Origin of the sequence: Microbacterium sp. NPDC019599 (genome assembly GCF_040632175.1) — a bacterium.
GTDB lineage: Bacteria > Actinomycetota > Actinomycetes > Actinomycetales > Microbacteriaceae > Microbacterium.
This window is the reverse complement of record NZ_JBEYBL010000001.1, coordinates 142,293-165,106: the sequence shown is the minus strand read 5'-3', so window position 1 is coordinate 165,106 and position 22,814 is coordinate 142,293. Positions and strand designations below refer to the sequence as shown.

Annotated in this window: 25 protein-coding genes; 13 read left to right on the top strand and 12 right to left on the bottom strand. The window is 70.5% G+C overall.

Annotated features, from left to right (window positions below; translation table 11 throughout):
* Positions 1-165: 165 nt before the first annotated feature.
* Both ABZ477_RS00785 and ABZ477_RS00780 read left to right on the top strand, forming a co-directional pair.
* Positions 166-390, top strand: coding sequence for a DUF3107 domain-containing protein (locus ABZ477_RS00785; RefSeq protein WP_360126374.1), 225 nt, complete (start codon positions 166-168; stop codon positions 388-390).
* Between the two features lie 6 nt (positions 391-396).
* Positions 397-684, top strand: coding sequence for a hypothetical protein (locus ABZ477_RS00780; RefSeq protein ID WP_360126371.1), 288 nt, complete (start codon positions 397-399; stop codon positions 682-684).
* 66 nt (positions 685-750) lie between these two features.
* Here ABZ477_RS00780 and ABZ477_RS00775 read toward each other — a convergent pair whose 3' ends face one another.
* Positions 751-1,467 (bottom strand): ferritin-like fold-containing protein, encoded by a 717-nt coding sequence (locus ABZ477_RS00775; protein ID WP_360126368.1) that lies wholly within the window; start codon positions 1,465-1,467, stop codon positions 751-753.
* A 177-nt stretch (positions 1,468-1,644) separates the two neighbouring features.
* Here ABZ477_RS00775 and ABZ477_RS00770 point away from each other — a divergent pair, with 177 nt between their 5' ends.
* Together ABZ477_RS00770 and ABZ477_RS00765 are read left to right on the top strand one after the other, a co-directional pair.
* Entirely contained in the window at positions 1,645-3,150 is a 1,506-nt protein-coding gene (locus tag ABZ477_RS00770) for a DEAD/DEAH box helicase (protein WP_360126366.1), read from the top strand.
* A gap of 188 nt (positions 3,151-3,338) precedes the next feature.
* On the top strand, positions 3,339-4,184 hold the full coding sequence (locus tag ABZ477_RS00765) for a DUF559 domain-containing protein (RefSeq protein WP_360126363.1): 846 nt from the start codon (positions 3,339-3,341) through the stop codon (positions 4,182-4,184).
* 24 nt (positions 4,185-4,208) lie between these two features.
* Here ABZ477_RS00765 and ABZ477_RS00760 read toward each other — a convergent pair whose 3' ends face one another.
* The gene (locus ABZ477_RS00760; protein WP_360126360.1) at positions 4,209-5,129 is read right to left on the bottom strand and encodes a DUF817 domain-containing protein; all 921 of its coding nucleotides are present in this window, start codon (positions 5,127-5,129) and stop codon (positions 4,209-4,211) included.
* Positions 5,130-5,284: 155 nt separating this feature from the next.
* Between ABZ477_RS00760 and ABZ477_RS00755 the strand changes: the two genes are divergently transcribed.
* Positions 5,285-5,701, top strand: a complete 417-nt coding sequence (locus tag ABZ477_RS00755; RefSeq protein WP_360126357.1) for a PLDc N-terminal domain-containing protein — start codon at positions 5,285-5,287, stop codon at positions 5,699-5,701.
* A 72-nt stretch (positions 5,702-5,773) separates the two neighbouring features.
* On the opposite strand, the gene ABZ477_RS00750 is transcribed toward ABZ477_RS00755, so the two are convergent.
* Positions 5,774-6,643, bottom strand: coding sequence for a PHP domain-containing protein (locus ABZ477_RS00750; RefSeq protein ID WP_360126354.1), 870 nt, complete (start codon positions 6,641-6,643; stop codon positions 5,774-5,776).
* A gap of 74 nt (positions 6,644-6,717) precedes the next feature.
* Here ABZ477_RS00750 and ABZ477_RS00745 point away from each other — a divergent pair, with 74 nt between their 5' ends.
* Positions 6,718-7,743: an endonuclease/exonuclease/phosphatase family protein gene (locus ABZ477_RS00745; RefSeq protein ID WP_360126351.1), complete on the top strand. Its 1,026-nt coding sequence runs from the start codon at positions 6,718-6,720 to the stop codon at positions 7,741-7,743.
* 137 nt (positions 7,744-7,880) lie between these two features.
* A complete protein-coding gene (locus ABZ477_RS00740; RefSeq protein WP_360126348.1) occupies positions 7,881-9,317 on the top strand; it encodes an aminopeptidase P family protein in 1,437 nt (478 codons plus the stop codon).
* A 9-nt stretch (positions 9,318-9,326) separates the two neighbouring features.
* Here the strand turns inward: ABZ477_RS00740 and ABZ477_RS00735 are convergent, their stop codons facing one another.
* Together ABZ477_RS00735 and ABZ477_RS00730 are read right to left on the bottom strand one after the other, a co-directional pair.
* A complete protein-coding gene (locus tag ABZ477_RS00735; protein WP_360126345.1) occupies positions 9,327-10,007 on the bottom strand; it encodes an alpha/beta family hydrolase in 681 nt (226 codons plus the stop codon).
* Positions 10,004-10,654 carry a general stress protein gene (locus ABZ477_RS00730; RefSeq protein ID WP_360126342.1) on the bottom strand — a complete coding sequence of 217 codons (651 nt, stop codon included), beginning with the start codon at positions 10,652-10,654 and terminating at the stop codon, positions 10,004-10,006. Before ABZ477_RS00730 ends, ABZ477_RS00735 begins: the two co-directional genes overlap by 4 nt.
* A 39-nt stretch (positions 10,655-10,693) precedes the next feature.
* Between ABZ477_RS00730 and ABZ477_RS00725 the strand changes: the two genes are divergently transcribed.
* The 3 genes from ABZ477_RS00725 to ABZ477_RS00715 are packed head-to-tail and all read left to right on the top strand — an operon-like array spanning position 10,694 to position 13,661.
* A complete protein-coding gene (locus ABZ477_RS00725; RefSeq protein ID WP_360126339.1) occupies positions 10,694-11,986 on the top strand; it encodes a CBS domain-containing protein in 1,293 nt (430 codons plus the stop codon).
* Positions 11,986-12,522: a DUF1003 domain-containing protein gene (locus ABZ477_RS00720; RefSeq protein ID WP_360126336.1), complete on the top strand. Its 537-nt coding sequence runs from the start codon at positions 11,986-11,988 to the stop codon at positions 12,520-12,522. Before ABZ477_RS00725 ends, ABZ477_RS00720 begins: the two co-directional genes overlap by 1 nt.
* A complete protein-coding gene (locus ABZ477_RS00715) occupies positions 12,519-13,661 on the top strand; it encodes an Mrp/NBP35 family ATP-binding protein (RefSeq protein WP_360126333.1) in 1,143 nt (380 codons plus the stop codon). The genes ABZ477_RS00720 and ABZ477_RS00715 overlap by 4 nt, the downstream gene beginning before the upstream one ends.
* A 7-nt stretch (positions 13,662-13,668) precedes the next feature.
* Here ABZ477_RS00715 and ABZ477_RS00710 read toward each other — a convergent pair whose 3' ends face one another.
* Entirely contained in the window at positions 13,669-14,052 is a 384-nt protein-coding gene (locus ABZ477_RS00710; protein WP_360126330.1) for a Sec-independent protein translocase TatB, read from the bottom strand.
* Between the two features lie 74 nt (positions 14,053-14,126).
* Between ABZ477_RS00710 and ABZ477_RS00705 the strand changes: the two genes are divergently transcribed.
* Positions 14,127-14,762: a class I SAM-dependent methyltransferase gene (locus ABZ477_RS00705; RefSeq protein ID WP_360126327.1), complete on the top strand. Its 636-nt coding sequence runs from the start codon at positions 14,127-14,129 to the stop codon at positions 14,760-14,762.
* A 71-nt stretch (positions 14,763-14,833) separates the two neighbouring features.
* Here the strand turns inward: ABZ477_RS00705 and ABZ477_RS00700 are convergent, their stop codons facing one another.
* From ABZ477_RS00700 to dapE, 3 genes are all read right to left on the bottom strand, one after another.
* Positions 14,834-15,007, bottom strand: a complete 174-nt coding sequence (locus ABZ477_RS00700; RefSeq protein ID WP_019179788.1) for a DUF3117 domain-containing protein — start codon at positions 15,005-15,007, stop codon at positions 14,834-14,836.
* A 77-nt stretch (positions 15,008-15,084) separates the two neighbouring features.
* Entirely contained in the window at positions 15,085-16,323 is a 1,239-nt protein-coding gene (locus tag ABZ477_RS00695; RefSeq protein WP_360126323.1) for a hypothetical protein, read from the bottom strand.
* Positions 16,305-17,381, bottom strand: a complete 1,077-nt coding sequence (gene dapE, locus ABZ477_RS00690; protein ID WP_360126320.1) for a succinyl-diaminopimelate desuccinylase — start codon at positions 17,379-17,381, stop codon at positions 16,305-16,307. The genes ABZ477_RS00695 and dapE overlap by 19 nt, the downstream gene beginning before the upstream one ends.
* A gap of 64 nt (positions 17,382-17,445) precedes the next feature.
* Here dapE and dapD point away from each other — a divergent pair, with 64 nt between their 5' ends.
* Together dapD and ppk2 are read left to right on the top strand one after the other, a co-directional pair.
* The gene (gene dapD / locus ABZ477_RS00685; protein WP_360126317.1) at positions 17,446-18,402 is read left to right on the top strand and encodes a 2,3,4,5-tetrahydropyridine-2,6-dicarboxylate N-succinyltransferase; all 957 of its coding nucleotides are present in this window, start codon (positions 17,446-17,448) and stop codon (positions 18,400-18,402) included.
* A gap of 47 nt (positions 18,403-18,449) precedes the next feature.
* Complete coding sequence (ppk2, locus tag ABZ477_RS00680) at positions 18,450-19,277, top strand: polyphosphate kinase 2 (RefSeq protein WP_360126314.1); 828 nt, start codon at positions 18,450-18,452, stop codon at positions 19,275-19,277.
* Between the two features lie 9 nt (positions 19,278-19,286).
* On the opposite strand, the gene ABZ477_RS00675 is transcribed toward ppk2, so the two are convergent.
* The 3 genes from ABZ477_RS00675 to ABZ477_RS00665 form a co-directional block, all read right to left on the bottom strand.
* Positions 19,287-19,595, bottom strand: coding sequence for an SHOCT domain-containing protein (locus ABZ477_RS00675; protein ID WP_360126311.1), 309 nt, complete (start codon positions 19,593-19,595; stop codon positions 19,287-19,289).
* 68 nt (positions 19,596-19,663) lie between these two features.
* Positions 19,664-21,274 (bottom strand): L-lactate permease, encoded by a 1,611-nt coding sequence (locus ABZ477_RS00670; protein WP_360126308.1) that lies wholly within the window; start codon positions 21,272-21,274, stop codon positions 19,664-19,666.
* 114 nt (positions 21,275-21,388) lie between these two features.
* Positions 21,389-22,687, bottom strand: coding sequence for a citrate synthase (locus ABZ477_RS00665; protein ID WP_360126305.1), 1,299 nt, complete (start codon positions 22,685-22,687; stop codon positions 21,389-21,391).
* Positions 22,688-22,814 lie beyond the last annotated feature (127 nt).

Genomic DNA, 22,814 nt, shown 5'->3' with positions numbered 1-22,814 from the left:
ACCGTAGCGCGCACCGCCGACACGTCCGGCCGCGCACGCGGGCGTGGCCGCGGGACGTTCGCCCAGAGCGTGCGACACGCCGCGCTGACGCCCTGAACGCGTGACGTAGAGTGGCCATGCGCCCGGAATGCCGGGCCGCGCCCGAGGCAGAAAGGCAGCAGTCACGTGGAGATCCGCATCGGCATCGCGAACACCGGCCGCGAGCTCAGCTTCGAGACGAACGAGCCGGCGGACGCCGTCAAGAAGTCCGTCGCGAGCGCGCTCGACTCCGGCGCGACCCACCTGACCTTCGCCGACTCCAAGGGCAACTCCTACCTCGTCCCGACCGCGGGCCTGGCCTACATCGAGTTCGGCAGCGAAGAGTCGCGCCGGGTCGGCTTCGTCGCGTAGCCCACGATGCAGATCCTGCTCGCCCTCATCGTCGGAGCCGTCATCGGCATCGCGGTGCACTTCCTCGCCAAGGGGCGCACGACGCGCGGCGTCGCGCTGGCGCCGATCCTCGGCGCGTTCATCGCCGGGCTCGCGTGGCTCATCCTCACGTGGGCGGGGGTCGGGCTCGACAGCTTCTGGCTCTGGCTGTCGCCGTTCGTCGTGTCGTGGCTCGCATGGCCCGTCGTCGCGCTGCTCGCGCGCCTGCGCCGTCAGCACGACGAGGCCGAGCGCAAGCGCCTGCGCATCGCCTGAGGCGGATCGACGGGATGCTGCTCCCGCAGCATCCGTCCTGACGCCGCCGTCCGGCCAGGCCTTCCGCTAGGCCGCGAGCCCCATCGCGTCCATGCGGCGCGAGTGCGCCGCCATGAGCTCCGTGAAGACGGGCTCGACCTTCTCCTCGTCGGCGATCCGCAGCGTCGTCGGGCGCAGCGCTGCGCGCGCGATCAGCAGCGTGTCGCCCACGAGCCGGCGGCCCCACATGGCCAGGAGCGACTTCCACTGCTCGTCGCTCGAGATCGTCTCGGCGATGATGTCGACGATCGCCTGGCGGTCTCCGTCCGCCTGCAGGATGCGCGCGACCCGCCGACCGGTGTCGCCGTAGCTCGCGGAGAGCGCGAGATAGAAGTCGTCCAGCATCCCCGCGATGATGTGCACCGACAGCATCGTCTCCTGCGGCCGCACGCCGTGAGTCGCGCGCCGGAAGGCGTCGAGCGGCTCGCGGAACGGCAGCATGAGGGCCGTCGGGTCGTCGCCCCGCTCGCGGATGAGCGCGATGAGCGCCTCGTGCTTCGTCAGCGCCGCCCCGGCAGCACGCGAGAGCGCCTCCTTCTTGCCGAGCTCGGGAGTCTCGGCGATGAGCTCGCTGAGCGTCTCGAAGAAGCCGAGCTGGAGGTAGGCCGCCTGCCCCAGGAACGTGTCGATGTCGGGTGCGAGCTCCTCGAAATCCACCCGCGTCGCAGTGCTCGGCTCGTCGCGCGAACGCAGTCGCAGCGAGCGCGATTCGCGGCGCGGACCTCGGAGCAGCCAGTCGAACACGCGTTACAGCCTAGGGCCGCAGCATCCTGCCGACGAGGCGCCTTCCTGGGGCCCCGCGCGTCTGAAGTAGTCTTGACGGGTCCCCGGCGACGGATCGGGGCCCCGCGCCTGCGGATGAGTGAAGGGCGTGGATCCTTCTCTACAGGCGGTCATCTCGCCGCCGGACAGGCATATATCGTGACGACCTTCGCCGACCTCGGCGTCGATCAGGACATCGTCGACGCCCTCGCCTCCATGGGCATCGTCGACGCGTTCCCCATCCAGGAGCAGACCATCCCGCTCGGGATCCCGGGGCAGGACATCATCGGTCAGGCCAAGACGGGCACGGGCAAGACGTTCGGCTTCGGCATCCCCGTCGTCCAGCGTCTGGGGCTCGAGCCGGCACCCGGTGTCAAGGCGCTCATCGTCGTGCCGACGCGCGAGCTGGCCGTGCAGGTCTACGAAGACATCGACATGCTGACGCAGAACCGTCCGACGAGCGTCGTCGCGATCTACGGCGGCAAGGCGTACGAGGGCCAGATCGAGCAGCTCAAGGCCGGCGCGCAGATCGTCGTCGGAACGCCGGGCCGCCTCATCGACCTTTCGAACCAGCGCCTGCTCGACCTCTCGAACGCGACCGAGGTCGTGCTGGACGAGGCCGACAAGATGCTCGACCTCGGATTCCTCCCCGACATCGAGAAGATCTTCCAGAAGGTCCCGGCGATCCGGCACACGCAATTGTTCTCGGCGACGATGCCCGGCCCGATCGTCGCGCTCGCGCGCCGGTTCATGTCGAACCCGATCCACATCCGCGCGACCGACCCCGATGAGGGTCTCACGCAGGCGAACATCCAGCATCTCGTCTACCGCGCGCACGCGCTCGACAAGGACGAGGTCATCGCGCGCATCCTGCAGGCCGACGGCCGTGGCAAGACCGTCATCTTCACGCGCACGAAGCGCGCAGCGCAGCGGCTCGTCGACGAGCTGGGCGACCGCGGCTTCAACGCCGCCGCCGTCCACGGCGACATGAGCCAGGAGTCGCGCGAGCGCTCGATGGCCGGCTTCAAGGCCGGCAAGCGCGACGTGCTCATCGCGACGGACGTCGCAGCGCGCGGCATCGACGTCGACGACGTGACGCACGTGATCAACCACACGATCCCGGACGACGAGAAGACGTATCTGCACCGCGCCGGCCGCACGGGCCGCGCCGGCAAGACCGGCATCGCCGTGACGTTCGTGGACTGGGAGGACCTCCACAAGTGGGCGCTCATCAACCGCGCCCTCGAGTTCGGCCAGCCCGATCCCGTCGAGACCTACTCGTCGAGCCCGCACCTGTACGCGGACCTCGGCATTCCCGAGGGCACGAAGGGCCGCATCGCCACGGCGCCGAAGACCCAGTCGATCAAGACACAGCCGGCGGCCAGCGCCGCGGACGCCGCCGCAGAGGGCACAGGCGAGGGCGGCACGACCCGCCGTCGCCGTCGCCGCTCGCGCGCATCGACCGGAGTCGGCTCGACGTTCGCCGACGGAGTGTCGACGAACGGGCACGGCGGCTCGGGCGACGGCTCCCAGGGCACCGACCGCGACGCCGACGGCGCCGGCACGCACGACGGCCAGGGCAAGGAGCACCACGACGGGAAGCCGGCCGCGGCCCGCCGTCGCCGGCGCCGCCGCCGCCCCAGCGCACCCGCCGCCGGCGCCTGATCCGGGCCTCCGCCCGCGGCCAGATCAGGCCCGGGCCGCGAGATCAGGACGAGGCATCCCCATCGCTCCTGATCTCGGCGACCGAGCCTGATCCCGTCCTCTTCTCCGCAGCCGGGCCGAGGGGCGCTGCTCTCCCCAGCCCGCCCGCGTCGAGGCTCCTGACGGTGCACGGGCGTCAGGATTCCGAGATGCAGCACGCTCCCTTCGTTGCTTGGCTCATGCAGACCGGCGGTGTCGCCCACACGAGCGATGCGCGACGCGCCGGCTACGGGACGCGTGAGATCGCGGATGCCGTCTTGCGTGGCCATGCTCTCCGCATCCGCCGGTCCTGGATCGCGGTGAGGGGAGCGGATGCTGCCACGCTCACCGCCGTCGACGTCGGCGGGCGGCTCACATGCGTCTCAGCCCTCGCGCCACTCGGGATGTGGGTGCCGCCGGCGGCCGCGGCGGATGGACGAGTCCACGTCTCGGTGGCGCCGAACGCGTCGCGGTTCGCGCAGGCGGGGCTCCGCGCCCATTGGGGAGCCGGACCCGCTCCCGTGGCGCCGCGCGCTGTGCGCGAGCATCCGCTCAACGTCCTGGCTCACGTGTCGGAGTGCCTCGAGCTCGTCGACGCGCTCGCCGTCTGGGAGTCGGCGGTGAACAAGGGCATCGTCGCCCCCGCCGTCCTCCGACGCGTGAAGTGGCGATCCGTGCGCGGCCGGCAGCTCGCCGAGGCGACGTCAGTCCTCTCGGACTCGGGGCTCGAAACACATGCCTGTCACGCGCTGCGGGCGTTGGGTCTCGCCGTCCGGCAGCAGGTGTGGATCGCCGGTCAACCCGTCGATCTGCTCGTCGGAGAGCGCCTCGTCGTCCAACTCGACGGCGGCCATCATCTGGAGAAGAAGCAGCGCCGCCGCGACATCACCCACGACTCGAGGCTCCGGCTCATGGGCTACACCGTCTTCAGGTTCGACTATCACCAGGTGCTGTTCGACTGGGCGCACGTCGAGTCGGTGATCACGACAGCCGTCGCCCAGGGTCTCCACGCGTGACGAGATCAGGCCCGGGCCGCGAGATCAGGACGAGGCATCCCGATCGCTCCTGATCTCGGCGACCGAGCCTGATTCGGCCACATCGGGCAGGTTGGGCCGGGCAGGCGGGCGCGGCGGGTAGACGAGCGTCACGAGCACGACCGAGATGATCATGAGCAGGAACCACGACACGAGCTTCGTGATCGAGACGGGATGCCACGCCTCGACCTGGTCGGGATAGGTCCAGGCGCCTGCCCACGTCCCGACGTTCTCGGCGAGGTAGATGAACAGCGCGACGCCCGCAAAGGCGGCGAGCTGCGGCATTCGGATCACTTTCCGCCAGATTCGGGCGTACATCGTCGTCCGCAGCCACAGCACGGCGACCGCGGCGAGCAGCACCCAGCGCAGGTCGTACCAGTAGTGGTGCGTGAAGAAGTTGACGTAGATCCCCGCCGCAACGATCACGGTCAGCCAGCGAGGCGGATAGCGCGTGAAGCCCAGATCGAAGAGCCGGTACACGCGCACCATGTAGGAGCCGACCGCGGCGTACATGAAGCCGCTGAAGAGCGGCACTCCTCCGATCCGGAGCACGCCGTCGGCTGCGTACGCCCAGGATCCGACATCCGTCTTGAAGAGCTCCATCGCGGTGCCCGTGAGATGGAAGAGCACGATCACCCACAGCTCGCGGCCGGTCTCCAGGCGGAAGACGAGCATGAGCGCCTGGATGACGACCGCGGCGATCGTGAGGAAGTCGTTGCGGGCGAGGACCGCGTCCTCGGGGTACCACAGCCGCGCAGCGACGATGACGACCAGCAGCGCCGCGCCGAAGACGCACGCCCATGCCTGTTTGAGCACGAAGACCGCGAACTCGACGAGCCCGGCGCGCACGCCGCGCTCGGACGCGTCGCGCAGGAGGATGTGCGCGACGGCGTCGATGCGCCGCTCGAGCGGGGTGGAGTTCCGCATTCGCCGACCCTAACCCGACCGCCCCGCAATCGCCGCGCAGCTGCCGCCGGCGCCTGATCCGCGCCTCCTCGCGTCGCGCGCCGCGCATCGGCGCGCGACAGCGCTAGGGTGTGGCGAGGCGGAACCCTCGCCGCTTCCTTCCGAGAGAGGCACCCATGCACATCTTCGAAACCGTCGAGCCGATCTCCTCGCCGACGGACCCGAGCATCTTCTGGTACTTCGTGCTGGTGTTCGTGTTCGTCGCGTACCTGTCGATCCTCTTCTCGATCCTGGGCGACCTGTTCCGCGACCGCGAGCTCAACGGATGGCTCAAGGCCGTGTGGGTGATCTTCCTGATCTTCGTGCCGTTCCTCACGGCGCTCATCTATCTCGTCGTACGGGGTCGCCACATGGCCGAGCGGCAGCAGCGGATGCTGGAGCAGCAGCGCGCGGCCCAGGCCGAGTACATCCAGAAGGTCGCGGCGGCACCGCCGAGCGCCTCGGAGGAGATCGCGCGCGCGAAGGCGCTTCTGGACTCCGCCGCCATCTCGCAGGCCGAGTTCGACGCCATCAAGGCCAAAGCCCTCGGCTGACCCGCCGGACTCCCGTCTGCGCCCCGGCCCGGCTTGTGCGGGCCGGGGCGCTTGGCGTGACGGATGCTGTCGTCAGTGGTAGACCGGTCGGCTGCCCGTGCCGAGTGAGATGATCCGCGCCACCATGTCGTCGCTCGTCGTGTTCTCCCCCGGCTGGTTGGGCTTGCCGAGGCCGTGGTAGTCGCTCGAGCCCGTCACGATGAGGTCGTGGCGCTCGACGACCTCGCGCAGGATGCGCTTGCCGCTCTCGGTGTTCTCGCGGTGGTCGATCTCGAAACCGGCCAGGCCGGTGCCGATGAGCCGGTCGATGAGGTCGAGCGGCATCATGCGCGCCCGTCCCGACGGAGTGGGGTGGGCCACGATCGGCACACCGCCCGCGCCCACGACGAGTGAGACGGCCCGCTCCACGTCCGGAGCGTAGTGCCCCTCGTAGTAGCCGGTCCGCGGATGCAGGATCGTGTCGAACGCCTCCGCCCGGGTCTTGACGATGCCGCGCGCCACGAGCGCGTCTGCGATGTGCGGCCGGCCCACCGTCGCGCCGGATCCCGTGTTCGCGACGACATCGGCCCAGGTGAGCGGGTAGTCGCGGCCGATGCTGCGCACGATGCGCTCGGCGCGCCCGATGCGGTCTTCGCGGATGCGCTCCATCTCCGCGCGCAGGCCCGCGTCGTCCGGGTCGAAGAGGTAGGCGAGCAGGTGCACCGATCGCCACTCGTTGCGGGCGGAGAGCTCCATGCCCGGAAGGAACGTCATGCCCATCGACGTCGCGGCCTCAGCGGCCTCCGCCCACCCGGAGGTCGTGTCGTGGTCGGTCAGCGCCACGGTGCGCAGTCCCCGCCGGTGCGCGGCAGCCATGACCTGCGCGGCGGACTCGGTGCCGTCGGAATGGACCGAATGCAGGTGCAGATCGCTCGGGCCCTCGAAGCGCCGATCCCCTGCCATTCTTCGAGCGTAGCGCCCGGTCAGGCGGCGATGCGGGCAGGCTCCTCCCAGGGTGCTGACATAGAGTCGCGGACGTGCTGCGACTGCTCGGGATCCTCGTCACCGTGCTGTCCGCGGTCGCCGCGGCCGTGCTGACGTGGCCATCGTTCTTCCGCGTGGAAGGCGTCTTCCCGATCGCCCAGATGATCGCGTTCCGGACCCTTCTGCTCGCCGGCTTCGGGGCGGCGGCGGCCGTCCTCCTGCTGGTCTCGCTCATCCGGCCGCTGCGCCCCGTTGCGCTTGCGCTGGCCGTCGTCGCGATCGCCGCGACCGCCGCCAACGCCGTCGTCGTCGTCTCGCGGGGGCTCGGCACGGAGAGCCTTCCGCAGAAGTCGGAGGACAGCATCCGGGTCATGACCTGGAACACGGCGGGCGAGGCCACCTCCGCGAACTCGGTCGCCCAGATCGCGGTCGCGATGGATGCCGACATCGTGACGCTGCCCGAGACCACGATCGAGACGGGCGAGCAGGTCGCGATCGCGATGCGCGAGCTCGGCCATCCGATGTGGGCGCACCACTCGGAGTTCGGCGAGGACGGCTGGGACGCTCGGTCCACGACGATCCTCATCTCACCCGACCTCGGCGACTACGCCGTCGTCGAGTCGTCCGTCGAAGGCACGACGAACACCTCGACCGTGCCGAGCGCCGTCGCGATGCCGGTCGACGGCGAGGGGCCGATCGTCGTGGCCGCGCACGCCGTCGCTCCCCGCCGCACGGCGATGGAGCACTGGCGCTCCGACCTGCGCTGGCTCGCCGACCAGTGCGGTTCCGAGAACGTCATCATGGCGGGCGACTTCAATGCGACGATCGACCACATGGGGCGCCTCGGGATCGACGGCGGCACGCTCGGGAACTGCCACGACGCAGCATCCGAGACCGGCAACGGCTCCGTCGGCACATGGTCGACCGACATGCCCGGCCTCCTGGGCGCGCCCATCGACCATGTCATGGCGTCCGAGCACTGGGTGGCAACGGGCTCCATCGTGTTGCGCTCCCTCGACGGCTCGGGCAGCGACCACCGGCCGCTCATCGTGCAGCTTGAGCCGGCATCGGGTCAATGACGCGAAGCGTCTTCGACGCGGGCCGGCTCGAGGTCGAGCAGCGCGCGAAGCCCGCGTACCGCGACCTGAAGAACCCGCCTGCTGAGCGGCTCGATCCCGCCGGTTGCGGCCCGGCGAGGGCGTGCGAGACTGGACGAATGAGCACTTCAGGCGAGAGCGACACGATCGCGACCGACACCCCCGCCGACGCCGCCAAGCGTCCGTCGACGTCCACGAACCGTCGCCAGCCCTACGGCGGCGGCTTCCTCGAGACGATCTCGACCGGCTGGGCCGAGCGGCCCGAGCTCGCTCCCCCGCTGCGCGAGCAGGCGCCGTTCGCCGCGGCCCGCCGCGACAAGGTCTCCACGGCCTTCCCCGGCAAGCGGCTCGTCGTCCCCGCGGGCGAGCTCAAGCAGCGCAGCAACGACACGGACTACCCGTTCCGCGCGCATTCGGCCTTCTCGCACCTGACCGGCTGGGCGTCCGACTCCGAGCCCGGCTCGGTGCTCGTCTTCGATCCGCGCGACGGCGGGCACGACGTCACGCTCTACTTCCGCGAGCGGGCAGACCGCACGACGAGCGAGTTCTACGCGGATGCCTCGATCGGCGAGTTCTGGATCGGTCCGCGGCCCGCCCTCGCCGGCGTCGCGGGCGAGCTCGGACTCGAGACGGCGCACATCGACGACTTCGCGGCCGGCGACGACGACCTCGTCGTCGGCGAGAATGAGGGCCTCACGCGCTTCGTGTCCGAGCTGCGCCTCGTGAAGGACTCCTACGAGCTCGCGCAGCTGCGCCGCGCGGTCGACACGACGGAGAAGGGCTTCGAGGACGTCATCCGCGAGCTTCCGCGCGTCATCGCCCACTCGCGGGGCGAGCGCATCGTCGAGGGCGTCTTCCACCAGCGCGCACGCAGCGACGGCAACACCGTGGGCTACGACACGATCGCGGCGTCCGGTCCCCACGCCTGCTACCTGCACTGGACCCGCAACGACGGCGCCGTGGTTCCCGGAGACCTCATCCTGATCGACGCCGGCGTCGAGATGGACAGCCTCTACACAGCCGACATCACGCGCACGATCCCGGTGAGCGGCCGCTTCACGGATGTGCAGCGCAAGATCTACGAGACCGTCCGCGAGGCCGCCGACGCCGCGTTCGCCGTCGCCCGGCCCGGGATCAAGTTCCGTGCAGTCCACGAGGCGGCGATGCAGGTCATCGCGACCCGCGTGGCCGAATGGGGCCTGCTGCCCGTCACGGCTGACGAGGCGCTGGACGCAGAACACGGCGGCCAGCACCGCCGCTACATGGTGCACGGCACGAGCCACCACCTCGGCATCGACGTCCACGACTGCGCTCAGGCGCGCCGCGAGATGTACTACGACCGCGAGCTGGAGCCCGGCATGGTGTTCACGATCGAGCCCGGCCTCTACTTCCAGATCGACGACCTCACGGTTCCCGAGGAGTTCCGCGGCATCGGCGTGCGCATCGAGGACGACGTCCTCGTGACCGAGGACGGCGTCGAGAACCTGTCCGGCGGTATCCCGAGGACGGCCGACGAGGTCGAGGAGTGGATGCTGCGCCTGGGGATCGGCGCATAGCTCCGGCGCCTAGGACCGGCATCCCCGCATCCAGTCGACGACGATCGGCGCAAGCTCCGCGCCGATCTCGTCGGCGGGCCGTTTGCGGCCCTTGACCTCGAACGAGTGGCCGCCGCCCTCGATCCAGACCAGCGAGGCGTCACGGCACGACGCGACCGCTTCCTCGAGCTGACTGTGTGGGTCGATGAAGGGGTCGTTGGTGCCCTCGACGAAGAGCTGGGGCTGCGGCACGTCGGGGAGGTGCGCGACGCGCGCCTTTCCCGGCTCCCCCGGCGGATGCAGCGGGTACCCGAGGTAGACGAGCCCCGCCGGAGCGATGGCACCCTCGGCCGCCGCCATCGACGCCATCCGTCCGCCGTACGACTTGCCCGCGGTCCACAGCGGAGCGTCGGAGCGCTCGGCGACCCAGCTCGCCACGGCCCCCCACGTCGTCACGGCGTGAGCCGCGGGCCCCGGCATCCGTCGCCCCGCCTCGGAGTAGGGGAAGTTGAAGCGCAGGGTCGCGACGCCGAGCTGCTGGAGCCCAACCGCGAAGCCGGTGAGGAAAGGATGCGCGTATCCCGCGCCGGCACCGTGTGCAATCGCGACGACCGCCCACGCATCGGCAGGGCGGCTCCACGCGGCGGACACCTCGGCGAGGCCCGACGGCAGCGTGACGCCGACGCGCTCCTCGACCTCGGCCTCGTTCACGGGCGTCCGGCGTCCCCGGTATCCGGGGCGTCGTCCGCCTGCGGAACGGCCCCGGGCGCGGCAGCGGGGGCATCCTCAGCCGGCGCGACCCGCTCACCGTAGCGCGGCGGTTCGTCGGGCCGGGCGACCGGCGGAGCATCGGGCGAGGCAGGCTCGGCGCGAGGCGCGGGCGCCGGCCCCGACGTCCCGATGACCTGACGTGCGCGATGGATGCTCGAGGCGGTGACGGTGACCTCGTAGTGGTCGGCGAGGACCTGCATGACGGACGCGAAGTCGCGCCGACGCCGCACGAGGGAGTAGGCGACGATGTTCAGGAGCATGCCGATCGCGACACCGACGAACAGGACTCCGACGAATGCCTGGATCGGCACGGACGGCGAGCCGAGGACGAGGATCGCCGAGAACAGGAGTCCGAGCAGCAGGCCGTTGATGGCGCCGGTGCGCGCCGCGGCCGCATAGCCCAGGCGCCCCGTGACACGCTCGATCGACCGCAGACCGCTGCCCACGATCGCGATGTCGCGGGCGGGCACGTCGGCGGCGATGAGCCTCGAGACCGCCTTCTGGGCGGCCTCGTAGGTGGGGAAGCTCGCGACGGTCTGACCCACTTCGCCGGTGCCCTGCGCAGCCCTTCCGCCCATCATGCTCACGTCCTCATCCTCCCACGCATGCGGGTCTACGCTGGACGGGTGAGCCAGCAGAGGGTATTCGTCGCGCGCCTTTCCGGGTGCTCGGTCTTCGACCCCGCCGGCGATCGTCTCGGGAAGGTCCGGGACGTCGTCGTGATCTACCGCAAGGATGATCCGCCGCGCGTCATCGGCCTCATCGTCGAGATCCCGGGCCGCCGGCACGTCTTCGTGTCGATCGGCCGCGTCACGTCCATCGCGACCGGGCAGGTCATCTCGACCGGTCTCATCAACGTCCGCCGCTTCCAGCAGCGCGGCGGCGAGGTGCGCGTCATGGCCGAGATGCTGGGCCGCAAGGTGTACCTCAAGGACGGGTCGGGCGGCGCCGTCATCGAGGATGTCGCGATCGAGCGCAACCGCCTCGGCGAATGGGATGTGGGCCAGCTGTTCCTCCGGCGTCCCAAGACGAGCGCGTCGCCCTTCGCGAAGGGCCCGACGACGTTCGCCGAGTGGGACGAGGTCCGCGAGAACCAGGTCCCCGGCGAGGCGCAGTCCGCCGAGCAGCTCGTCGCGACCTTTTCCGAGCTCAAGCCCGCCGACCTCGCCAACACGCTGCTCGACCTGCCCGACGAGCGGCTCATCGAGGTCGCCGAGGAGCTCCCGGACGACCGGCTCGCCGACGCCCTCGAGGAGATGCCCGAGGAGGACCAGGTGCACATCCTGGAAGCCCTGGGCGACGAGCGCGCCGCCGACATCCTCGACGCGATGGAGCCGGATGACGCGGCCGACGTGCTGGCGCAGCTGCCCGAAGACCGGCTCGAAGAGCTCCTGGACCTCATGGAGCCCGAAGAGGCCGAGGACGTCCGGGCGCTGCTCAAGTACGGCCCCGACACGGCGGGCGGGCTCATGACGCCGGAGCCGATCGTGCTGTCGGCCGACGCGACGGTCGCCGAGGCGCTCGCGCTCATCCGCCGTCATGAACTGCACCCCGCCCTCGCGGCCGCCGTGTTCGTGACGCTTCCGCCCTACGAGACCCCGACGGGACGCCTCCTCGGCACAGTGCACTTCCAGCGGATGCTGCGCTACCCGCCGCATGAGCGGCTCGGCGCCATCATCGACGACACGCTCGACCCGGTGCCCGCTGCCGCGTCCGCGGCCGAGGTCGCGCGGCTCCTCGCGAGCTACAACCTCGTGTCGCTCCCCGTCGTCGACCAGGCCCATCGCCTCGTCGGCGCCGTCAGCGTCGACGACGTCCTCGACTATCTCCTGCCCGAGGACTGGCGATCTCATGACGCCGACGAGGCACCCGCCGCACCCGTTCCCACGACGACCGCGAGCATCCCGAGGAGGCGCTGATGGCACGCACGACCCGCACGCCGTCGCTCGACGCCCCCCGCGGGCGCTCCGGCATGCTCCAGCGCCCGCCGCAGCAGTCCAGCGACCGGTTCGGCAGGTTCTCGGAGGCGTTCGCGCGCGGCATGGGGACGTCGGGGTTCCTCATCGGCATGACGGTCTTCGTCGCCGTCTGGCTCGCGTGGAACACGTTCGCACCGCCGCCGCTGCAGTTCGACCCCAGAGCCACGAACTTCACGCTCCTGACGCTCATCCTGTCGTTGCAGGCCTCGTATGCCGCACCGCTCATCCTCTTGGCGCAGAACCGCCAGGACGACCGCGACCGCGTTCAGATCGAGCAGGACCGGCAGCGCGCGGAGCGCAACCTCGCCGACACCGAGTACCTCGCTCGCGAAGTCGTCGCGCTGCGAATGGCAGTGACGGACTTCTCCGACGAGGTCGTCACGCGCGACGTCCTGCGCGCCGAGCTCAAGACCCTCCTCGAGCAGCTCGACCTCCGCGACCGCTCGGACGACCGCGCCGAGTCCGAAGCCCGATGAGCGACACCGCAGCGGCGGTGCGCGCCGCCGTCGGCGCCGTCGTCGACCCGGAGCTGCGCCGGCCGCTGTCCGAGCTCGGGATGCTGCGCGACATCTCCGTCGAGGGCGACGTCGCCTCGGTCGGCATCGTCCTCACGATCGTCGGCTGCCCTGCCGCCGAGCGCATAGCGCGCGAGGTGACGGATGCCGCGGCATCCGTCGACGGCGTGGCCCGCGTCGACCTCGCCGTCGGCGTCATGACCCCGGAGGAGCGGCGCGACCTCACCGAGCGCCTGCGCGACGGCCGCGCGGCGCGCGTCATGCCTTTCGGGCCGGACTCGCTCACGCGCGTCATCGCCGTGACGAGCGGCAAGGGCGGCGTCGGCAAGTCGACCGTGACCGCCAACCTGGCCGCGGCCCTCGCGGCGCGCGGCCTGCGCGTCGGTCTCATCGACGCGGACGTGCACGGCTTCTCGATCCCCGGGCTCCTCGGGCTCGTCGACGCCGACGGCCGCACGCAGCGCCCCACCCGCATCGACGAGCTCATCGTGCCGCCCATCGCGCACGAGGTGAAGACCGTCTCCATCGGGATGTTCCTGCGCGAAGGCGAGGAGGGCTCGGCCGTCGCATGGCGCGGACCCATGCTGCACCGCACGATCCAGCAGTTCCTCACCGACGTCTTCTTCGGCGATCTCGACATCCTGCTGCTGGACATGCCGCCGGGGACGGGGGATGTCGCGATCTCGGTCGGGCAGCTCCTCCCCCACGCCGAAGTGCTCGTCGTGACGACTCCGCAGGCCGCGGCATCCGACGTCGCGATCCGCAGCGGCCTCGTCGCGCGCCAGACCGGTCAGCGCGTCGCGGGTGTCGTCGAGAACATGGCGGCCGCGGTTCTGCCCGACGGGACGACGCTGGACTTCTTCGGCTCGGGCGGCGGCGCCGCCGTCGCGGAGGCGCTGTCGGCTCCCGACGCTCCCGTGCCACTGCTCGCCTCGATCCCACTGAGCCCCGCCTTGCGCACCGACGCGGATGCCGGCATCCCGGTCGTGGTCGCGCATCCGGACGACGCCGCATCGCTCGCGATCGCCGAGCTCGCGGCGAGCCTCGCAACGCAGCCTCGGGGCCTGTCCGGCCGGTCCCTGCCGCTGCGACCGCGCTGAGCGTCGGCTACGTGGCCTCGGAGTCGAACGGCGGAGGGTCGCCCGGCCTGAACGACGCGCCCGGCCGCAGCGGCTCGGAGGCCGTCGAGGCGATGGCGGCGCCTGCGGCCGCCGCACGCACGGTCGGCACGGGGGCGTCGTCGAGCAGCGCCTCGCGGATGATGCGCCTCGGGTCGTACCGGCGGGGATCGAGCGTGCGCCAGTCGACGTCGTCGAACTCGTCGCCCATCTCCTCCTTGACGCGCGTCCGGGCGGAGCGGAGATAGTCGCGGGCGCGCGTCGTCCAGTGCGCGAGCGTCTCGGCATAGCGCGGCAGGCGATCGGGGCCGATGAGGAGGGCCGCGATGACTCCGATCACGAGGAGCTTCTCGATCGTCAGCCCGAAGAACACACCACCAGGCTACCGCCGCGTGCCGGGGCCTCCGTCCCGCCCGTGACGCGTAGGCTGACCGCGGAGGAATGCGCATGAGCGAGCAGGATGCGAACCACCGCTTCGCGAGCGAGGCGATCGTCGAGCCGGAGCACATCGCGCGTGCGCGCGCCCACGCGCTCGAGTTGGGGGCGGCGCCGGTGAGCGCGGCAGTCGGTGCCCAGTGCGCCCTGCTGGCCGCGGCATCCCAGTCCCTCAACATCGTCGAGATCGGCACGGGTGCCGGCGTCTCGGGCCTGTGGCTGCTGCGCGGCGCACCCCGGGCGACTCTCACGACGATCGACAGCGAGCCCGAGCACCTCGCGGCGGCGCGCCAGGCGTTCGCAGACGCCCGCATCCCTCCGGCGCGGGCAAGATTCATCACGGGCCGCGCCGCGGATGTCCTGCCGCGCATGAACGAGGCCTCGTACGACATCGTGCTCGTCGACGCCGACCCCGACGGCGTCATCGAGTACGTCGAGCACGGCCTGCGACTCGTGCGCGCGGGCGGCACGGTGCTCGTCCCCCGTGTGCTCAACGGGGGCGGCGTCGCCGATCCCGTCCGCCGCGATCCCGTCACGGCGGCGTACCGCTCCCTCATCCAGGAGACGCAGGCCTCGCCCGCCGTCATCGGCGCGCTCTCGATCGTCGGCGAAGGGCTCCTCCAGCTCACGACCGTCCCCGGGGACTGAGCGGCCGGACGCGAACGGCAAGACACGAAAACGGCCGGTCCGAAGACCGGCCGTTTCACGTTCGAGACGACTCAGGCGGCGTTGACGACTCCACCCAGCACGTCGTACAGCTCTTTCGCCTCAGCGTCGTTCACCGAGACGACGAGGCGGCCCCCACCCTCGAGCGGCACCCGCACGATGATGAGACGACCCTCCTTCACGGCCTCCATCGGCCCGTCTCCGGTTCTCGGCTTCATGGCTGCCATTGCGGCTCCCTTTCGTCGTAGGTCTCGCGTCAAGTCTATCCCGCACCTCTGGCCGGGGCGGCCCGCCCCGCCCCGCTTCAGGGAATCGTCCACAAGGCCGTGCCTGCGAGGGCATACATCGTGTAGATCCACCACCATTGGCTCGCGAGGCACGCGGCGAGCACGCCGACCCGCCACGCGGTCGACCGCGGCATCGCGGCCGCACCCCACAGCGGAGACAGCGGCACGAGCAGCCGGAAGAGGCTCGACTGGGGGAAGAACACGGCGAGGAGGTACAGGAGGTAGCTCGCCGACCAGAGTCGGAGGTCCGCTCCCAGCCGCCGCACGTGCGGCTCGAAGAGAAGCAGAGCCGCGACGCCGGCCACGATCACGCCCAGGACGACATATCCGGCGACTTCCGGGATGCCCCACTGCCCGGCCCAGAACCTCGCGCCGAGGAGGAAGCCGTCGAACGGGGCGAACTCCGTCGGCGGGTCCGCGATCCAGTTGCGCCGCCACGCGAGCTCCGTCGCGAGGTAGGCGCCGGCATCCCCCGTCTTCAGGCCCGCGTAGACCTGCCAGGAGAAGCCGACGGCCGTCGCGAGGAGCCCGAGCAGGACGATGTGGACGATGTCGCGCGCGGGCAGCGGTTCGCGCGCGCGGGTGAACCAGCGGTGGATGCCGTGCAGCGCGAGGAACAGGGCGAAGGCGAGCACACCGGGACGCGTGAACCCCATGAGCGGGATCAGGAGGTACAGCCACGCGTAGCGGCGCAGCATGACGCACCAGAGTGCGAGGAAGAGCCACAGCAGGAAGAGTGCCTCGGCGTATCCGACATGGAACAGCCCGGAGAGGGGCCCGGCTGCGAAGAATACGACCGCCCACATCGCGGCGGTGGACTCCGCGCGCAACCGGACGATCCGGTAGAGCACGAGGCACGCGAGGTAGCCTGCGACGAGCGACACCAGGACCGCGCCGGCGATCCACGACCCGACGAACGCCCCGAGCCAGGCAGCGATGTATGCGTACAGCGGCATGAACGCCCAGGCGTTCTCGGCGACCTCGCCGGTGTCCGTCAGCGGCAGCGCATCCGGGTAGCCGACGTTCACGACGAACCAGTACCACCAGGCATCCCACCCCGCGGCGAATGCCGCGGGCGTCGCGTCGGCGCCGAAGCGCGAGCCGAACGGCGCGAGCTCGGCGGCGATCGCGAAGAACCCCGTCGTCACGATCCGCGCGACGACGTACAGGATGCCGATCCGCACCGCGACCGGGAGCGCAGCCGCGCGCTTCCACATGGTGGGTCGGGGCTCCGGCGTCAGGAGCCCGTCAGCCACGCCCGCAGCCCGCGCTCGACGCCCTCGATCTGGTCGACCGGGACGCGCTCCTCATCGTGGTGCGCGAGGTGCGGATCGCCGGGGCCGTAGTTGACGGCGGGGACGCCCAGTGCTGAGAACCGCGCGACGTCGGTCCAGCCGTACTTGGGGCGGGGCTCGGCGCCCACCGCCGCGACGAATTCCTGCGCGAGCGGCGCATCGAGCCCCGGGCGCGCGCCCGCCGCGAGATCGACGACCTCGACCTCGAAGCCGGCGAAGACGTCGCGGACGTGACGGGCGGCGTCCTCGGTCGTGCGGCTCGGGGCGAAGCGGTAGTTGACCTCGACCTCGCAGAGGTCCGGGATGACATTGCCCGCGACTCCCCCGGAGATCCGGACAGCGTTGAGCCCCTCGCGGTAGAGGAGCCCCTCCACGGGGACCTCGCGGGGCCGGTACTCGGCGAGCCGCGCGAGGACGGGCGCGGCCTTGTGGATCGCGTTCTCGCCGACCCAGGCCCGCGCGCTGTGCGACCGGACGCCGTTCGTGCGGACGATCGCGCGAAGGTTGCCGTTGCAGCCGCCCTCCACCTCGCCGTTCGAGGGCTCGCCGAGGATCGCGAAGTCGCCCGCGAACAGGTCGGGCCTCGTCGCGGACAGACGCGTGAGGCCGTTGAGGTCGGCATCCACCTCTTCGTGGTCGTACCACATCCAGGTGATGTCGACGCGAGGATCGACGAGCTCGGCGGCGAGCTTGAGCTGCACCGCGACGCCGGCCTTCATGTCGACGGTGCCGCGGCCCCAGATGTGGGGGCGGCCGTCCAGCGCGATGTCGCGCGTGGGGACGTTGCCGTTGATCGGCACGGTGTCGATGTGGCCGGCGATGACGACGCGCTGCGCCCGACCCCGGTCGGTGCGGGCGACGATCGTGTCGCCGTCGCGGTAGAGGTCGAGATGCGGGAGATCGCGCAGGGACGCCTCGATCGCGTCGGCGAGAGCCGCCTCGTCGCCCGACACGCTCGGGATGTCGCAGATCGTCCGGGTGAGGTCGACGGAGGTCGCGGAGAGATCGAGCGCCGGCATCCCCCGAGTCTACCGAGGGGACCTCTCGCACGAGCCGCCTCGCCGGTCGCGCTACCGTTGATGCATGAGCGACGAGCGGTGGGTGTGGGGTCTGGGCCTCGCGACGGCAGCGGCGGACGGAACCGTGCTCGACACGTGGTTCCCCGAGCCCAAGGCGGGTCGCATTCCCCTGGGCCTGGATCCCGCCATGCCGCCGGAGGACCTGGAGCACCTCGCCGTTCCGGACGCGCGACGCGCCGTCACGGTCGAGGTCGTCATCCTCGAGGTCGACCTCGACGTCCCGCCCGCCTCGACGCCGGACGCCTACCTGCGTCTGCACGCGCTGTCGCACCGCATCGTCGCGCCCAACGAGGTCGATCTCACGGGGATCTTCGCCCACCTGCCCAATGTCGCGTGGACGAGCGCCGGCCCCATCCACCCCGACGACCTCACCCGCCTGCGGCCCTTCCTGCAGCGCGACGGCATCCAGGTGCAGGGTCTTGACAAGTTCCCGCGGCTGCTGGACTACGTCACGCCGCCCGGCGTCCGGATCGCGGATGCCTCGCGGGTGCGTCTCGGGGCGTACCTCTCCCCCGGCACGACCGTCATGCACGAGGGCTTCGTCAACTTCAACGCAGGCACGCTCGGCTCGTCGATGGTCGAGGGACGCATCTCTCAGGGCGTCGTCGTCGGCGACGGCAGCGACATCGGCGGCGGCGCCTCGATCATGGGCACGCTCTCCGGCGGAGGCGCCCACCGCGTCTCGATCGGGGCCCGCACGCTCCTCGGCGCCAACGCGGGCGTCGGCATCTCGCTCGGCGACGACTGCGTCGTCGAGGCGGGCCTCTACGTCACGGCCGGCTCGAAGATCGTCCTCGCCGACGAGCCGCCTCGCGCCGACGGATCCCGTCCGACCGTGAAGGGGGCCGACCTGTCGGGCCGTGACGGACTGCTCTTCCGCCGCAACTCGCTCTCCGGCGCCGTCGAGGCCGTGCGGCGCGCGGGCGTCGGGGTCACCCTCAACGAAGCCCTGCACGCGTAGGATCGGGCCACCCGCTCAACACGAGGAGGTCGCTCATGGTCGTGCGCATGAAGAAATCCCTGTACGAGCGCGAGCTCAAGATCCTCCAGGCCCGCCTGGTCGACATGCAGGCCTGGGTCCAGGCGACCGGAGCGCGCATCGTCGTGATCTTCGAGGGGCGGGATGCCGCGGGCAAGGGCTCGACGATCAAGCGAGTGTCCGAGTACCTCAATCCGCGCGTCACCCGCGTCGTCGCCCTGCCTGCTCCGACCGAGCGCGAGCGCTCGCAGTGGTACTTCCAGCGCTACATCTCGCACCTGCCCGCCGCGGGTGAGATCGTGCTGATGGACCGCTCCTGGTACAACCGGGCCGGCGTGGAGCGCGTCATGGGCTACTGCACGAACGCCGAGTACCACCGGTTCCTGCACCAGGCGCCCATCTTCGAGCGGATGCTCGTGGAGGACGGCGTGATCGTCCTGAAGTACTGGTTCAGCGTGTCGGACGTCGAGCAGGAGCGGCGGTTCCAGTCGCGCGCCGAGGATCCGATGCGCCGGTGGAAGCTCTCGCCGAACGACGTCCTGTCGATCACGAAGTGGGAGGACTACTCCCGCGCGAAGGACGCGATGTTCGTGCACACCGACATCCCCGAGGCGCCGTGGTTCGAGGTCCCCTCGGACGACAAGCGCCGCAGCCGGATCAACATGATGTCGCACCTGCTCTCGCGGATCCCCTACTCCGTCGTCGAGCGCGACGAGGTCGAGATCCCCACGCGTCCGCCGTCGGGCGGCTACGAGCGGCCGCCCCGCAACCTCGAGAACTACGTACCCGATCGCGCCGCGGCGCTCGCCCGCGCAGAGGAGGAAGCGCGCGACGCGGAGGATGCCGCCGACGCCTGAGGTCGGAAGTCAGCCGCGAAGGATGTCGGCGCGGGCTCGATCGCGCTCCTCCGCGCTGATGACGCCGCGGGCGCGCAGGTCGTCGAGCTCGCGGAGCCGCTGCTCCGTGCTCTTGGCCGGCTGGAGGAGCTCGCTGCTCATGGCCCTCGCCGTGAGCTCTGTCTGCATGGTCATCGGGTCGTAGCCGGCCTCCCGCGCCTTGCGCGCGTTCCGCACTATCGCGACGACGATGAAGGTCAGCACCGCGATGAAGAACGCACCGAACATCACGAAGGCCAAGACCATGAAGCCGCCGGCGCCGGCGAAGAGCATGTCCACGGGGGTCCTCTCAGGCCCGCCTCGTCGCGGACCGCTCGAAGACTATCCGATGTCCGGATCGAACACGCTCAAGCGGGGACGAGCTGGGCGAGCGCGAAGGTCCAGAGGCAGATGACGGCCAGCATCCCGATGCTGTAGCCGATCGCCGCGCGCAGGATCTCCGATTCTCGCCCGGACAGACCCACGGCGCCCGCCGCGATCGCGATCGACTGCGGCGAGATGACCTTCCCGGTCGCGCCGCCCGCCGTGTTCGCCGCGATCAGCAGGGTCGGCGACACGCCGATGTGCTTGGCCGTCGTAGCCTGCAGCTGCCCGAACAGCGTGTTGTTGTTGACGACCGACCCTGTGATGAAGACGCCGAACCAGCCGATGATCGGGGCCACGAGCGGGAACAGCGGCCCGATGGCGGCAAGGGCCGCCCCGATCGTCGCCGAGCCGCCGGAGTAGTTGGCGATGTTCGCGAGCACGAGGATCAGCACGATCAGCACGATCGCCTGCCAGAGCGCCTTGATCGTCTCGGCGAGCTCATGCCACAGATCGGATGCTGTCAGCTTCGGCATCGAGAAGAAGGAGACGATGACCGCCAGGAAGATGGCGGTGCCCGTCGCGTTCAGCGGCGTGAAGTCCCACGTCTGGGTCACGACCACGCCCTCGGCCGTCTCGACGACGCCCGTGACGGCCGGGATCGGCACCTTGAACACCGCCCAGGCGAGCGGGCCGCCCTCGGCGAACAGATCCTTGAACCACGGGATGCTCCACACCAGGATGAACGCCGTCAGGATGTAGAAGGGGCTCCACGCGACGGCCACCTCGCGCAGCGGGTAGCGCGCGATCTCGGGCGCCTCGCCGCCGCCCTCCCGGAAGATGCGGCGAGGCTTCCAGAACCGGCAGAGCACGAAGATCGCCGCCATCGCCGCCAGTCCCGCGCCGAGGTCGGCGAGCTCGGGTCCGAGCACCCACAATGCGCCGCCCTGCACTGCGCTGAACGCGACGCTCGCGACGAGTGCCGCGAACCACGTCTCGCGCAGGCCTCGCCAGCCGTCGAGGATCACGACGAGCAGGAACGGGACGAAGAAGGTCAGCGGCTGCAGCAGGAGGACCATCGCGCGGGAGAGATCCATGACGTCGACGCCGCCGACGTTCGCGCCCACGATGACCGGGATGCCGATCGCGCCGTATGCGCCGGCGGCGACGTTGGCGACGAGGCAGATCATGGCCGCCTTGACGGGACGGAAGCCGAGCTGGACGAGCAGCGCCGCGCAGATGGCGATGGGCACGCCGAAGCCCGCGGCCCCCTCGAGGAACGCGCCGAACGCGAAGGCGATGAGGAGCACCTGGATCCGCTGGTCGGCGGAGATGCCGCTGATCGACGCCTGCACGACCTCGAAGTGCCCGCTCGCGACGGCGAGGCGATAGAGCCACACCGCCATCACGATGATGTACGCGATCGGCCAGAGGGCGTTGAGGAGGCCGTAGAAGCCTGCGCCGGCGACGCTGGCTGCCGGCATCCCGAATGCCCACAGGGCGACGACGATCTCGGCGACGACCGCGATGGCCGCCGCGACGATGCCCTGCATCTTGAAGGCGACGAGCAGGATCAGGAAGAGCGCGATCGGCAGGACGGCGACGAGCGCCGACAGCCACAGGATGCCGAGAGGATCAGCCGGCTGGGTCCACATGGAATGCTCCGTCCACTTGAAGTGGCGGCAGCAGCGTCGCCAGCGCTCACACTAGCGGCGGACAGCATCCCTTCGCGAGATGCCCCGGCTCATCATGCGGAGGCCGGCGTCCGATCAGGCGACGCCCGGGTAGTCCCGCTGCTCGGCGCCGATGTAGAGCTGCTGAGGACGGCCGATCTTCGTCTGGCGGTCCTTCTGCATCTCGGTCCAGTGCGCGAGCCAGCCGGGCAGTCGGCCGATCGCGAAGAGCACCGTGAACATGCGCGTCGGGAAGCCCATCGCCTTGTAGATGACGCCCGTGTAGAAGTCGACGTTCGGGTAGAGGCGCCGCTCCTGGAAGTAGTCGTCGTCCAGGGCGAGCTCTTCGAGCTCCTTCGCCAGGTCGAGGAGCGGGTCGTGGACGCCGAGCTCGCGGAGCACCTCGTCGGCCGACTCCTTGACGAGCTTGGCGCGCGGGTCGTAGTTCTTGTAGACCCGGTGGCCGAAGCCCATGAGCTTGACCCCGTCCTCCTTGTTCTTGACCCGCTCGACGAAGCGCTGGACGCTCTCGCCCGAGTCGCGGATCTGAGCGAGCATGTTGAGGACGGCCTCGTTGGCGCCGCCGTGGAGCGGACCGTAGAGGGCGTTGATGCCCGCCGAGATCGACGAGAACTGGTTGGCGCCGGTCGAGCCCACGAGCCGCACGGTCGAGGTCGAGGCGTTCTGCTCGTGGTCCTCATGCAGGATCAGGAGACGCTCGAGAGCGCGCGTCATGACCGGGTTGATCTCGTACGGCTCGCTGAGGACGCCGAAGTTGAGCTTGAGGAAGTTGTCGACGAACCCGAGACCGTTGTCGGGGTACAGGAAGGCCTGGCCGATGCTCTTCTTGTGCGCGTACGCCGCGATGACCGGCAGCTTGGCGAGCAGGCGGATCGTGTTGAGCTCGACGTGCTCGGGGTTGGCCGGGTCTGACTGGTCCTCGTAGTAGGTCGAGAGCGCGGCCGTCGCCGACGAGAGCACCGACATGGGGTGCGCCGTGTGCGGCAGCGACGAGAAGAAGCGCTTCAGGTCCTCGTGGAGGAGCGTGTGGTGGCGGATGCGGTCGTCGAAGCTCGCGAGCTCGTCTGCAGTCGGAAGCTCGCCGTAGAGGAGCAGCCACGCCACCTCGAGGTACGTGCTGTTCTGTGCGAGCTGCTCGATCGGGTATCCGCGGTAGCGCAGGATGCCCTGGTCGCCGTCGATGAACGTGATGGCCGACTTCGTGGCCGAGGTGTTGACGAAGCCGTAGTCGAGCGTCGTGTGGCCGAGCTGGCGGCTCAGGCTCGAGATGTCGATGCTCGGAACGCCGTCGGTGCCCTGCAGCAGCGGGAGTTCGGCGGTGCGATCGCCGATCGTCAGAATGGCCTTCTCCTGCTGCGTGCTCGCGTCCGTCACGGCGCCTCCTCGCGATTGCTCTCGATCCCGGGAACGTCGGCTCGACGGGGCTGCATCAGCCCCTTGTGAGCCAGTTGCACGGCGGCAGGTGCCGCCGCCGCGCGCCGTTACAGCCTAGTAGGCGCTG